The sequence below is a fragment of the Trabulsiella odontotermitis genome, assembly GCF_001297775.1.
Classification (GTDB): domain Bacteria; phylum Pseudomonadota; class Gammaproteobacteria; order Enterobacterales; family Enterobacteriaceae; genus Trabulsiella; species Trabulsiella odontotermitis.
Window position 1 is genome coordinate 1 of sequence record NZ_LIFX01000042.1, and the last position, 212, is coordinate 212.

Annotated in this window: 1 protein-coding gene; it reads right to left on the reverse strand. The window is 61.8% G+C overall.

The features are described from left to right. Positions 1-212: Ig-like domain-containing protein (locus tag AOY23_RS22850; protein ID WP_161804036.1), on the reverse strand; the 212-nt coding region annotated here is incomplete at both ends.

A 212-nucleotide genomic window follows, 5' to 3' on the forward strand; every position in this document is an offset into this window, starting at 1 on the left:
CCTTTCAGGGTCGGGTTGGCGTCATCAGTGACGTCGCCGCTCGCCAGTTCACCACGGTTTGAACCCACGTCGTCTGTCGCAGAACCCACGGTCGGTTTGCCCGGTGCCGCGGTGTCGACGGTCAGATCGAAGGCCGGAGAGGTGACATCGTTACCTGCCGGGTCAACCGAAGTTGCCGTCAGGCTGTGGTCGCCGTCAGTAAGATCTTCAGT